We start from the raw sequence: 13,243 nt of genomic DNA on the forward strand, positions 1-13,243 counted from the left end.
ACTTATCAATCCATTTTCATATATTTACTGATTAGACTTTGTTAAGTTGCTTTTATGTAGTAGCTTGATAATCAAATTATGAACGGTAAAAAGCTTCGAGCTTTTCTAAAAATATAAAATTACATGGCATGTGGAAGTTGTGGTACAACAGAAAATGGCGTACCAAGAGGATGTAAAAGTAATGGTAATTGTGGTTCTGGAACCTGTGGAAGTGGTAGCAACAAACTAGCTGTTTTCGATTGGTTATCCAATATGACGTTGCCAAGTGGACAAGAAAAATTCAATATTTTCGAAGTACGTTTTAAAAACGGGAGAAAACATTTTTATAAAAATCCAGATAATTTACCCATAACCATGGGCGATATTGTAGCTGTAGAAGGTTCGCCAGGTCATGATATTGGAACTGTTTCTTTAGCAGGAGAATTGGTAAAAGTGCAAATGAAAAAGCGCAAAATTACTGAAGATCATGAAGATGTAAAGAAAATTTACAGAAAAGCAAGCCAAAGAGATATTGATATTTGGCAACAAGCAAGAGCTAAAGAAGAAGAAACTCAACGTAGAGGAAGAGAAATTTTGGGGCGTTTAGGTTTGCAAATGAAACTGTCTGACGTAGAATATCAAGGTGATGGAAACAAAGCCACTTTTTACTATACTGCAGAAACTAGAGTAGATTTTAGACAATTAATTAGAGATTTAGCAAGCGCATTTTCCATTCGAGTAGAAATGAAACAAGTAGGCGCAAGACAAGAAGCTGCAAGATTAGGTGGAGTAGGTTCTTGTGGTAGAGAGCTATGTTGTTCTACTTGGTTAACAGATTTTAGAAAAGTAACAACTTCTGCTGCACGTTATCAACAATTATCTTTAAACCCACTAAAACTAGCAGGTCAATGTGGAAAATTGAAGTGTTGTTTAAACTTTGAATTAGACACCTATTTGGATGCTTTAAAAACCTTTCCAAAGCAAGATGTAGTATTAAAAACAGAAAAAGGAGAAGCCGTTTTTGTAAAAATGGATATTTTTAAACAATATCTATGGTATACTTATAAAGAAGAACGATTCAAATGGTTTCGATTAACATTAGATCAAGTTTTAGAAATTATCGAATTAAATAAAAATAATGAGAAATCTGCAACGTTAGAAGAATATGAATCTGATGTAGAAGTTTTAGTAAAAGTAGATTTTGAAGATGCAGTTGGTCAAGACAGTTTAACACGTTTTGATGTTCCAAAAACCAGCAAACGTAGAAGAAACAACAGAAATAAAAACAAGAAAAAACCAGTTGGTGCTGTAGCTAATAAAACACAAGGAAAACCTAATCAAAAAAGGAAACCAGCAGCAAAACAACAAAAACCAAAACCAAGGCCAAACCCGAACGCAAAACCAAACCAGCCAAAAGCTGAAAACGGAAATCCAAAATCAAAACCTAGACTAAGACCAAATCCGAATGCAAAATCAGATGAAAGTCAACCAAAAGGTGAGGTAAAAAAGACAAACAAACCAAGACGAAATAATAGAAATCGTAAAAATAACAAACCAAATAATGCTGGCGATTCCGAAAAGAAATAAAGTTTTTTTCTTAATTTTAATATCGATTTTTCTAATTTCTTGTGATGAAAATACAGAATTTAATCAATATAAATCATTAGAAAACAGTTCTTGGAAAGCTAATGAAAATATTGTGTTTGATTTTATGGTAAAAGATACCATTCAGCCTAAAAATTTGTTCATAAACATACGAAACAATAATAAATTTGAGTTTAGTAATTTATACATAATAACTAATTTAAAATTTCCAAACGGAACAGAAGTTATAGATACATTACAATATCAAATGGCAGACGCTTCTGGACGCTTTTTAGGAAATGGTTTTACAGAAATAAAAGACAACAAATTATTCTATAAAGAACATAAAATATTTCCTTTCTCAGGAGATTATCAGTTAAGTATAAAACAAGCAATGAGAAAAAATGGTGAAGTCAATCCAATACCTTTTTTAAAAGGAATCACAGACGTTGGTTTAAGCATAGAAAAAATAAGTAAATAAAAATGGCAACAGAAAAAAAAACAGATTTTAAAAAATACGTAAAGTGGTTTTGGGGTATCATTTTAGGAGGTTTTGGACTTATACTATTACTATTTTTTATTGCTTCAGTTGGTGGTTTTGGCCCATTACCATCATTTGAAGAATTAGAAAACCCTCAAACAAATTTAGCTACAGAAGTTATTTCTATTGATGGCAAAACCATTGGAAAATACGCAACTGAAAATAGAACACCAATTCATTTTAGAGAATTACCAGACAACTTAGTAAAAGCATTAATTGCCACAGAAGACGAACGTTTTTACGAACATACAGGTATTGATTTTAAAGGAACTGCAAGAGCGGTTTTGAAACCAGGTAGTGGTGGCGCAAGTACCATAACCCAGCAATTAGCGAAGAACTTATTTACAAAAAGAGCTTCAAGTAACATTTTTAAAAGGGTATTACAAAAAGCAAAAGAGTGGATAGTTGCTGTAAAACTCGAGCGCCAATATACAAAGCAAGAAATCATTGCGATGTATTTAAACACACAAGGCTTTTTATTTAATGCCTCAGGTATTCGTTCTGCAGCCAGAATTTATTTTGGTAAAGAAGCAAATGAATTAGATTTACAAGAGTCAGCAATATTAGTTGCAATGTTAAAAAATCCTAGACAATTCAACCCAAATAGAGAAATTTCAAAAGGTAAATCTTTAACAAGAAGAAATGTTGTATTTGCACAAATGTATAAGAATGGTTTTATAACTAAGCAAGAAAAAGACTCACTTCAAAAATTACCATTAAAAATAAATTATACACCAGAAAGCCATAACGAAGGTTATGCAACCTATTTTAGAGGTCACTTACAAAAAGTTATGCGCAAATGGGTACAAGAACATCCAAAACCAAATGGCGAAGAATATGATATTTTTAGAGACGGTTTAAAAATATACGTAACTATAGATTCTAGAATGCAACAATATGCAGAAGAAGCTGTAAACGAGCATATGGCAAACCTACAAAGTTTCTTTTTTAAAGAACAGAAGAAAAATAAAACGGCACCATTTTATGATATTGAAAAAAGCGATATCAACGCAATATTAGAAAGAGGAAAGAAAAACTCAGATCGTTATAAGCGCTTAAAATTAGCAGGTAAATCAGAAAAATACATCAACGAAGTTTTCAAGAAGAAAACAGAAATGAGTGTGTTTTCTCACAAAGGAGATATTGATACTATAATGTCTCCAATAGATTCTATCAGATATTACAAATATTTTTTACGTTCTGGATTACTATCTATAGAGCCACAATCTGGTCATATAAAAGCTTGGGTTGGTGGTGTAAACTATAAACATTTTAAATTTGATGCAGTAGAACAACAAAAAAGACAAGTAGGTTCTACTTTTAAGCCATTCGTTTATGCTACCGCAATTAATCAATTACGCATGTCTCCTTGCGACCAATTACCAAACATACCTTACACAATTCCTAAAGGAAAATACGGAATTCCAGAACCTTGGACACCAGAAAATTCCAATCAACAATATGGTGGAATGCTTACACTTAAAGATGGTTTAGCGGGTTCTGTAAACACAATTTCTGCTAGATTAATAGACATGGTAACACCAGAAAATGTAGTTCGTTTAGCAAAATCTGCAGGAATAAAATCCGATATTCCATCAAATCCTTCTATTGCATTAGGCGCAGTAGATTTATCATTACTAGAAATGGTAAGTGCATATTCAACTTTCGCAAACAGAGGTTTGCGTGTAAGTCCAATGATTATTACAAGAATTGAAGATAAAAACGGAACCGTTTTAGAAGAATTTACACCAGAAACAAAAGAGGTTCTTAGCGAAGAGTCTGCTTATGTAGTTTTAAACTTATTAGAAGGTGTTACACAATCTGGTTCAGGTGTTCGTTTAAGATCTAATTATACTGGATATCCAAAAATAGTTACAGGTTTTCCTTATAATTTCGACAATGCAATTGCAGGTAAAACAGGAACCACACAAAACCAATCTGATGGTTGGTTTATGGGAATTGTACCAAATTTAGCAACAGGAGTTTGGACTGGAGGTGAAGATAGATCAACACACTTTCCAGGAATTGGTTACGGCCAAGGAGCAACCATGTCTTTACCATCTTGGGCTTTATTCATGCAAAAATGTTATGCGGATAAAACTTTAGATATTAGTAAAGAAGATTTTGAAAAACCAGAAAATTTATTCATTAATTTAAATTGTGGAGAAAGCAATAAAAAAGATGGAGAAAAAGAAGAACTTCCAGTAGAAGATACAGATTTTTAGTGCTGAACTTGTTTCAGAATCTCAATATAAAAAAGGTAAAATTTTATTTTAAAATCCTTAAAACACAAAATATATGATTAACAAAAAAGTAGAAAACGTTCAAGAAGCATTAAAAGGTGTTAAAAGTGGAATGACTTTAATGTTAGGTGGTTTTGGTTTGTGTGGAATTCCAGAAAATGCAATCTCAGAATTGGTAAGATTAAATGTAAAAGAAGTAACTTGTATTTCTAATAATGCAGGTGTAGATGATTTTGGTTTAGGGCTATTATTACAAGGAAAACAAATAAAAAAAATGATTTCTTCTTACGTTGGTGAAAATGATGAATTTGAGCGTCAAATGTTATCAGGAGAATTAGAAGTAGAACTAACACCACAAGGTACATTAGCAGAAAAATGTAGGGCAGCTCAAGCAGGTTTTCCAGCATTTTACACACCTGCAGGTTATGGTACTGAAGTTGCAGAAGGAAAAGAAACCAGAGAGTTTGATGGTAAAATGTATGTATTAGAACCAGCATTTAAAGCTGATTTTGCATTTGTAAAAGCATGGAAAGGTGATGCAGCAGGAAATTTAATTTTTAAAGGAACCTCAAGAAACTTCAATCCTAATATGTGTGGTGCAGCAACAGTAACAGTTGCAGAAGTTGAAGAACTAGTAGAAGTTGGCGAGTTAGACCCAAATAATGTTCATATTCCTGGAATTTTTGTACAAAGAATTTTTCAAGGAAAAAACTACGAAAAAAGAATCGAACAACGAACTGTAAGACAAAAACAATAGTTATGGCTTTAGATAAAAACGGAATTGCAAAAAGAATTGCACAAGAAGTTCAAGATGGTTTTTATGTAAATCTTGGAATTGGAATCCCAACGTTGGTTGCGAATTATGTTCGTGATGATATAGAAGTTGAATTTCAAAGTGAAAATGGAGTTTTAGGAATGGGACCTTTTCCATTTGAAGGAGAAGAAGATGCAGATATTATTAATGCAGGAAAACAAACCATTACAACAATGCCAGGAGCAAGTTTTTTTGATTCTGCAACCAGTTTTTCAATGATTCGTGGTAAACATGTTGACCTTACAATTTTAGGAGCCATGGAAGTTGCTGAAAATGGAGATATTGCCAACTGGAAAATTCCAGGAAAAATGGTGAAAGGAATGGGAGGTGCTATGGATTTAGTAGCCTCTGCAGAAAATATTATTGTGGCAATGATGCACACAAACAAACATGGCGAATCTAAAATACTAAAAAAATGTTCTTTACCATTAACTGGTGTTGGATGCGTTACAAAAGTAGTTACAAACTTGGCAGTATTAGAAGTTAAAGACAATGCTTTTTATTTACTAGAAAGAGCTCCAGGTGTTTCCGTAGAAGAAATTCAAAATGCTACAGAAGGTAATTTAATTGTAAACAGGCAAATACCAGAAATGGATATTTAAAATGAAACATATAGTTCCTTTTCTATTTCCTATCCTTATTATCTTATTTGGATTAATTATTTACAAAATATTGGGGTATGAGCCTAATGTTTATACCATATTAATAAATATTGGTTTGGCTTATATTCTATCGCCAAAAATTAAAATAATTCAAAAACAAAATGAAGAAGAAGAACAAATAAAATGGTTGTTTTTTAAAAAAGTAATCAACAAACAAATCTAAAAAAAAGAGTATTCATTCACTTTTTAAAAATAAGAAAAGGTTTTTATGAAAATAATATCATACAATGTAAACGGAATTAGAGCAGCACTAAAAAAAGGATTTTTAGACTGGTTAGAGGCTGCAAATCCAGATGTAATTTGTATTCAAGAAACCAAAGCACAAAAAGAGCAATTAGACTTAACAGTTTTTGAAAACGCTGGTTATAAGCATCAATATTGGTATTCTGCACAAAAAAAAGGATACTCAGGTGTAGCCATTTTATGTAAAAAAAAACCAAATAAAATTGTTTACGGAACAGGAATAGAAACTATGGATTTCGAAGGTAGAAATCTTCGAGTAGATTTTCATGAAGTTTCTATTATGAGCATGTATTTACCTTCAGGAACAAATTTAGCAAGATTAGATTTTAAGCTAAATTATATGGATGAGCTACAAGAATACATCAATAATTTAAAACAAGAAATTCCGAATTTAGTTATTTGTGGCGATTATAATATCTGTCATGAAGAAATTGATATTCACAACCCAAAAATGAAAGGTGTATCTGGTTTTTTACCAGTAGAAAGAACTTGGATTGGTAATTTTATTGATAGTGGTTTTATTGATAGTTTCAGGTACTTAAATCAAGATGTTCAACAATTTTCTTGGTGGAGTTACAGAGCAAATGCAAGAGCAAATAATAAAGGTTGGCGTTTAGATTATGCTATGGTTTCAGAGCCTTTAAAAAACAACATTTCTAGGGCTTATATTCTACAAGAAGCAAAACATTCAGATCATTGTCCTATTGCAGTAGAACTAAAATTTTAGCATCTAAATAGCTGTTTGAGTGTAGTTGAAATATAAATTATAATAATGAAAAAAATCCTCCTAATATTTCTTTTTACATCAAGTGTTTTAGCACAAACACAAAAAGATTCTATACCTCAAAAAATCACAAAAGCTGATTTATTTTCAGATTATGATATCGCTTTGATAGATAGTCTTTTAATGGATTCTAAATACAAATCACCTTTATATGAAACAGCAACTTATATAATTGATGATGCTGAAGATAAAGATGTATCTAACATAACATTATCCTCAGAAGTATTAAAAGAAAGATTGCGTAAAATTGATGCAAAAACACCATTTCATTTAGCCTACAATCCAGCATTAGAAACAGTAATAAAATCCTATTTAAAATATCGAAAAAGGTATTATCCAACCTTAATGGCAAAAGCCGAATATTATTTTCCAATGTTTGAGAAATATTTAGATCAATACGATATTCCTTTGGAAATGAAATATTTAGCAATTGTAGAATCTGCACTAGATCCTACAGCAAAATCACGAGTTGGAGCAACAGGTTTGTGGCAATTTATGTACACAACAGGCATTCAATACAAATTAAAAGTAAGCTCTTATGTAGATGAGCGTCAAGATCCACTAAAAGCAACCATAGCAGCTTGCCAATACTTATCAGATTTATATTCTATTTTTGGTGATTGGGATTTGGCTTTAGCAGCATATAACTCAGGACCAGGAAACGTTTCTAAAGCCATAAAACGATCTGGAGGTTATAGGAATTATTGGAATATTCGTCCGTTTTTACCAAGAGAAACTGCAAGTTATGTACCAGCTTTTTATGCAACTATGTATTTATTTGAATATCAAAAAGAACATGAATTAATTGCAGATGCACCACAAATTCGCCATTTTGAAACAGATACTATTCACGTAAAAAAAACCATTTCTTTTGATCAAATTTCCGAAACTACAGGCATTAGTTCAGAGTTAATTCAACTGCTAAATCCATCATATAAGTTAGATATTATACCTTACATTGAAGGAAAAAATTACACAGTTACATTACCAAGAAAAAATACCCTTCAATTTTTAGAAAACGAACAAGCTATTTATGCATTAGCAGAAGCAGATGCTGCTAAAAGAGAAAAACCATTACCAAAATATTTTGAGATGGATAAAAGAATCCGTTACAAAGTAAAAAGTGGAGATTTTTTAGGCAAAATTGCCAATAAATTTGGAGTAAGAGTAAGTGATATAAAACGTTGGAATCGTTTAAAAACAAGTAGGTTAAAAATTGGGCAAAGGTTAAGCATATACCCAAAAAACTATAAATAATTTGCCTAAAATAATAATAAGAATTACTCATTAAAGTGTTCCATACAAGTCATTATAAAAAAAATGAGTAACTTTCTTTTCTCAAATAAAAAAATGGAACAATATTTGGTATATTAAACCTGATACCAAACAAAAAATATAAAAAATAATTATGAAAAACGTATTTTCAATATGTATTATAGCAATGTTATTATTTTCTTGTACAGGAAATGATAAATTTGTTTTAAGAGGTTCTATAGGTAAGGTAAATAAAGTAATGGTGGTAACCAAAGCTAGTGATTGGAATGGAGATTTAGGAAAAGAAATAAGAAACTCTTTTGGCGAACTAATGATAGGTTTACCACAACCAGAACCAATTTTATCAGTATCTCAAATTGCACCAAATGGTTTTGGAAGCATGATGAAGGTAACACGCAATGTTTTAGTAATTGGTGAAAGCAGTCAAGAAAAATTTTATATAAAAAAGAATGTTTACGCACAACCACAAACTATTATTTATGTTTACGGAACTGATGATGAAAGCGTAATCAAAATGTTTAAAAAACACGAGCAAGAAATTATTGATGCGTACATAGAGTCTGATATAAAAATGACGCAAAGTATTTTTAAACAGAGGGAAATTGACAATGCAAACTACAAAACCTTAACCAATTTAGGTATATCTCTTATAATTCCAGACAATTTTAAAACTGTAGATGATACAGGTGAATTTTTATGGTTAAGACAACATTTAACAAGTGGTATTGCAAAAACAGGAAGTAATAATATTTTGGTGTATGCAATTCCTTTAAAAGACGAAGATAAAGTTGCTGAAAATATTGTAGCTGTAAGAGATAGTATTGGTGAAAAATACATACCTGGTTCAGACCAAGAAACAATGCATATGATAACGGAAGAAGCATATACACCATTTACGTCTGAAACCAAATTAGCAGGTAAAAAAGCCTATGAAACTAGAGGGAAATGGGAAGTTAAAAACGATTTTATGGCTGGTCCATTTTTAAATTACTCTGTAATTGATAAAAAAAATAATAGAGTTATTGTTTTTGAAGGTTTCACTTATGCTCCTTCCGTAAACAAAAGAGCTTTTTTGTTTGAATTAGAGGCAATTGGAAAATCATTAAAAATTAAATAATTCAATTTTTAATTAAAAATATTTAAAACTCAAAAGTTTCACTTTTGAGTTTTTTTTTGTAACCTGTTTATATTCAAAAACTTATTTGCTATATTTGGTATTCAACCAAAAACTTTTTTATCATGGAAATGAACTTTTACATCTTTTTTTTAGCAGCACTAGTGCCAATGATTGTTGGTTTTATCTGGTATGGACCATTATTTGGAAATGCATGGATGCAGCAAATGGGTTTCACCAAAGAATCTTTGGAAGGAACAAACATGGTTAAAACCCTCATTATTTCTTACATTTTAAGTGTTTTAATTGCTTTTGCATTAATGCCAATGGTAATTCACCAAATGGGCGTATACTCTACTTTAGCAGGAGATCCTGGTTTTAACGAACAAACAGGTGAAGCGTATTCTTATTTCGAAAACTTTGTGGCAACATACAGTGATCGTTTCAGAACTTTTAAACATGGAGCTTTTCACGGTGTTTTGTTTGGAGTTTTTTTAATAATGCCAATACTAGGTATTCAAGCATTGTTTGAGAAAAAATCTTTTAAATACATAGCAATAAATGCAGGTTATTGGATTGCAACCTTAGCAATTATGGGAGGCATTATTTGTCAATGGATGTAATTATTAACAATTAAAAAAACCTCGTTTTTATATTTAAAAACGAGGTTTTTTTCTTAACTAAATTAAGGAAGTATTTTAATATCCTATTTTTTCTCTCACTCTTTTTAAAACATCATTAGCAACAGTTTTTGCTTTTTCTGCTCCAATACTTAAGGCATTATCAATTTCATTTTTATTTTCCATATAATGATGGTATTTAGCTCTAACGTCTGCAAATTTTTCTAAAATGAGCTCATATAAAGCTTGTTTTGCATGACCATACCCATAATTTCCACCTTCATAGTTGGCTCTCATTTCAGCAATTTGGGTCTCAGAAGCTAGTAGTTTGTAAATTGCAAAAACATTGTCTGTATCTGGGTTTTTCTTATCTTCTAAAGCTAAACTATCAGTTTTTATACTCATAATTTGTTTGCGTAATTTTTTATCTGATAAAAAAATATTGATGGTATTATTTCTAGATTTGCTCATTTTTTCTCCATCAATTCCAGGAACTAATTTTGTGTGTTCTTGAATTTTTGCTTTTGGTAAAACCAAAGTGTCTCCAACAACATTGTTAAATCTACCAGCAACATCTCTAGTAATTTCTAAATGTTGTAACTGATCTTTTCCAACAGGAACAATTTCTGCATCGTACAATAAAATATCAGCTGCCATTAGCATTGGGTAAGTAAACAAACCAGCATTTACATCACTCAATCTATCAGATTTATCTTTAAAACTGTGTGCCAAAGTTAAACGCTGAAAAGGAAAATAACAGCTTAAATACCATGTTAATTCTGCAGTTTGTGGGATATCACTTTGTCTGTAAAAAATGGTTTTAGAAATGTCTAATCCACAAGCAAGCCATGTTGCAGCAGTACTGTAAGTGTTTTCACGAAGTTCTTTTCCGTCTTTAATTTGAGTTAAAGAGTGCATATCAGCAATAAATAAAAACGCCTCATTTTTTGGGTCATTTGCCATTTCTATCGCTGGTAAAATTGCGCCTAATAAATTTCCTAAATGTGGTGTTCCAGTACTTTGTACGCCTGTTAAAATTCTTGACATTAATTTCTTTTTTTATTTTTTTACTTAAAAGAGATATCTATAAATGCTCTGTAAGCGCAAAAATAAGGTTTTGAATAGAAAAATCAATAAACAAAAAGATATTAGTACTTTTGCCCACATATTACTTTAAAACTTTAATAGATTCTGTGAAATTTTTAAAAATTCCTTTTTTACTTATTTGGCGTTTGTGGTTCTACATTTTAATGTTTAGTTCTGTCTTATTGCTTTCTCCATTATTATTAATTTTCACATTCAAAAAAGAACATTATCCACATTTTTGGAAAGTTGCCAGATTTTTATCTAAAATTTTAATTTACGGAATGGGGTTTCGATTGGATTTTCAATCTGATGAAAAAATTGAAAAAGATAAAAGCTATATGTTTTGTCCTAATCATGCCTCACTAATAGATCCTTTTGTGTTGATTGCTATTAGTAAAAATCCGATAGTATTTGTAGGAAAACAAGAGTTGGTTAAAATACCAGTTTTTGGTTTTTTTTACAAAAGAACTGTAATTATGGTTGATAGAAACAGCGAAAAAAGCCGCAAAAGAGTTTATAAAATGGCAAAACAAAGACTTCAAAATGGGGTAAGTATGGCTATTTTTCCTGAAGGTTTAGTGCCTGCAGAAGATGTTGTTTTAGCACCATTTAAAAAAGGAGCTTTTAGTTTGGCAATAGAATTTCAAATACCAATTGTACCACAAGTTTATTACGATTGTAAACGTTTTTTTTCTTGGGATTTTTTAAAAGGAAGACCAGGAGTTTTAAGAATTCATCAACATTCTTTTATTGAAACAACTCATTTAAAACAAGAACACTTAACGGAGTTACAATCAAAAACATTTGACGTAATTTATAATGATTTAGTTCAGGATAAGAAATATATGAAAGATACAAATAGAAAAAAATGAGCGAAAAATTAAATTACATTTATGCTTCTTCTGAAGAAAGATTAAATATTATTTCTCATGCATTAGGCTTGATTTTAAGTATAATAGCACTTCCTTTTTTAATTTTAAAAGCGCTCGATTTTTCTGGTTTTTGGAAACCAATAAGTTTTATAATTTACGGTTTTAGTTTAATCATTTTGTATGCGGCTTCTACTTTTTACCATGCAGCAAAAGAGCCTAAAAAAAGAAGAAAACTAAATATTTTAGACCATGCAGCCATTTATGTATTAATAGCAGGTAGCTATACACCTTTTTGTTTGGTTGTTTTAAACTCTAGTTTAGGAAATTATATGGTAATTTTTGTTTGGCTTTTTGCTTTAATTGGTATTATTTTAAAACTTTTTTTTACGGGTAAGTTTCATATACTTTCCACAATAATGTATTTATTAATGGGGTGGCAAGTTGTGTTTTTTATAAAGCCACTTTCAGAAAATTTAAGCAGTTTTGTACTCAATTTATTAATTGCTGGCGGTGTTTTTTATAGTGTTGGAGCAATATTATATTCAATACCTAAATTACCTTACAATCACGCAATTTTTCATGTTTTTGTATTATTGGGTAGTTTAAGCCATTTTTTTGCAATATATTATTTGTAAAAAAATTACATTTTATTTGTCATATACATATTTAAACTTATTTTTCACTATTAAAATATATTTTTTTGTGTTTTTTTAGTATTAAATGTTAAAAAATTGACATTTTGCTTGTTTGTTCGAAAAAATAATTTAATTTTGCTAAGCTTAGATTATTTAACTTATGTTAATGTTTTAGGCTTTATAAATTTATTTAGGGGGTAGGTTTATTAAATTTCCTCGAACTTTTGTTCGAGGTTTTTTTATGACCAATTTTTAAATGGATGTTTACTAATTTTTGAATTATAATATTTTAAATTTCCAGTTACTTCTTCTCCTAACCAATCAGGTTTTTCAAAATTTTCATTTTCTGAGTTAAGCTCAATTTCTGCTATGACTAAACCTAAATTTTCACCTAAAAATTCATCTACTTCATATACGTGTTTTCCTTTTTTTACATAAAATCTTGTTTTTTCAATTAAAGTAGGTTCACTTAAAAGCAATAATTGGTTTGCTTCAATAGGTGTAATTGATTTTTCCCACTCAAATCTGGTAGTTCCAGTAGCATTCGATTTTCCTTTTATAGTAATAAAACCATTTTTATCGGTAATTCTTACGCGAACAACTCTGTGTTCGTCAGAGTTTAAATATCCTTGTTTTATGTACGTTTTATGAAAGCTTTCTTTTTTGTAGTTATCATTTTTAACCAAAAACTTACGTTCTATTTCTAAACTCATGTAATACTATTTCAAATTTGTACTAATGTATATCTTTTCACGTTATTCTAACAATAAATAAATATCTTTGAATATAAT

Annotated in this window: 14 protein-coding genes; 12 read left to right on the forward strand and 2 right to left on the reverse strand. The window is 30.2% G+C overall.

The annotated features are described in order from the left end of the window. Positions 1-123 precede the first annotated feature (123 nt). The 10 genes from ricT (at position 124) to FDT66_RS07335 (ending at position 9,862) form a co-directional block, all read left to right on the forward strand. Positions 124-1,566: a regulatory iron-sulfur-containing complex subunit RicT gene (ricT, locus tag FDT66_RS07290; RefSeq protein ID WP_138535510.1), complete on the forward strand. Its 1,443-nt coding sequence runs from the start codon at positions 124-126 to the stop codon at positions 1,564-1,566. After that, a complete protein-coding gene (locus tag FDT66_RS07295) occupies positions 1,541-2,044 on the forward strand; it encodes a gliding motility lipoprotein GldH (RefSeq protein WP_138535511.1) in 504 nt (167 codons plus the stop codon). The genes ricT and FDT66_RS07295 overlap by 26 nt, the downstream gene beginning before the upstream one ends. Positions 2,045-2,046: 2 nt before the next feature. Beyond that, positions 2,047-4,329, forward strand: coding sequence for a penicillin-binding protein 1A (locus FDT66_RS07300; protein ID WP_138535512.1), 2,283 nt, complete (start codon positions 2,047-2,049; stop codon positions 4,327-4,329). Positions 4,330-4,402: 73 nt separating this feature from the next. Then, positions 4,403-5,104 carry a CoA transferase subunit A gene (locus FDT66_RS07305; protein WP_138535513.1) on the forward strand — a complete coding sequence of 234 codons (702 nt, stop codon included), beginning with the start codon at positions 4,403-4,405 and terminating at the stop codon, positions 5,102-5,104. A 2-nt stretch (positions 5,105-5,106) separates the two neighbouring features. Continuing rightward, positions 5,107-5,763, forward strand: a complete 657-nt coding sequence (locus FDT66_RS07310; RefSeq protein ID WP_138535514.1) for a CoA transferase subunit B — start codon at positions 5,107-5,109, stop codon at positions 5,761-5,763. A gap of 1 nt (position 5,764) precedes the next feature. Further along, positions 5,765-5,986, forward strand: coding sequence for a hypothetical protein (locus FDT66_RS07315; RefSeq protein ID WP_138535515.1), 222 nt, complete (start codon positions 5,765-5,767; stop codon positions 5,984-5,986). 45 nt (positions 5,987-6,031) lie between these two features. Beyond that, positions 6,032-6,793: an exodeoxyribonuclease III gene (locus tag FDT66_RS07320; RefSeq protein WP_138535516.1), complete on the forward strand. Its 762-nt coding sequence runs from the start codon at positions 6,032-6,034 to the stop codon at positions 6,791-6,793. A gap of 45 nt (positions 6,794-6,838) precedes the next feature. Next, positions 6,839-8,107, forward strand: coding sequence for a lytic transglycosylase domain-containing protein (locus FDT66_RS07325; protein WP_138535517.1), 1,269 nt, complete (start codon positions 6,839-6,841; stop codon positions 8,105-8,107). Between the two features lie 151 nt (positions 8,108-8,258). Then, positions 8,259-9,242: a DUF4837 family protein gene (locus FDT66_RS07330; RefSeq protein WP_138535518.1), complete on the forward strand. Its 984-nt coding sequence runs from the start codon at positions 8,259-8,261 to the stop codon at positions 9,240-9,242. 122 nt (positions 9,243-9,364) lie between these two features. After that, complete coding sequence (locus FDT66_RS07335) at positions 9,365-9,862, forward strand: DUF1761 domain-containing protein (RefSeq protein WP_138535519.1); 498 nt, start codon at positions 9,365-9,367, stop codon at positions 9,860-9,862. Positions 9,863-9,937: 75 nt separating this feature from the next. On the opposite strand, the gene trpS is transcribed toward FDT66_RS07335, so the two are convergent. After that, a complete protein-coding gene (trpS, locus tag FDT66_RS07340; RefSeq protein WP_138535520.1) occupies positions 9,938-10,906 on the reverse strand; it encodes a tryptophan--tRNA ligase in 969 nt (322 codons plus the stop codon). Between the two features lie 146 nt (positions 10,907-11,052). On the opposite strand from trpS, the gene FDT66_RS07345 reads away from it, so the two are divergent. Then, on the forward strand, positions 11,053-11,817 hold the full coding sequence (locus FDT66_RS07345) for a lysophospholipid acyltransferase family protein (protein WP_138535521.1): 765 nt from the start codon (positions 11,053-11,055) through the stop codon (positions 11,815-11,817). Beyond that, entirely contained in the window at positions 11,814-12,452 is a 639-nt protein-coding gene (gene trhA / locus FDT66_RS07350; RefSeq protein ID WP_138535522.1) for a PAQR family membrane homeostasis protein TrhA, read from the forward strand. The genes FDT66_RS07345 and trhA overlap by 4 nt, the downstream gene beginning before the upstream one ends. Before the next feature lie 239 nt (positions 12,453-12,691). Here the strand turns inward: trhA and FDT66_RS07355 are convergent, their stop codons facing one another. Beyond that, positions 12,692-13,165, reverse strand: a complete 474-nt coding sequence (locus FDT66_RS07355; protein WP_138535523.1) for a CYTH domain-containing protein — start codon at positions 13,163-13,165, stop codon at positions 12,692-12,694. Positions 13,166-13,243 lie beyond the last annotated feature (78 nt).

Origin of the sequence: Polaribacter aestuariivivens (genome assembly GCF_005885675.1) — a bacterium.
Lineage (GTDB): Bacteria > Bacteroidota > Bacteroidia > Flavobacteriales > Flavobacteriaceae > Polaribacter > Polaribacter aestuariivivens.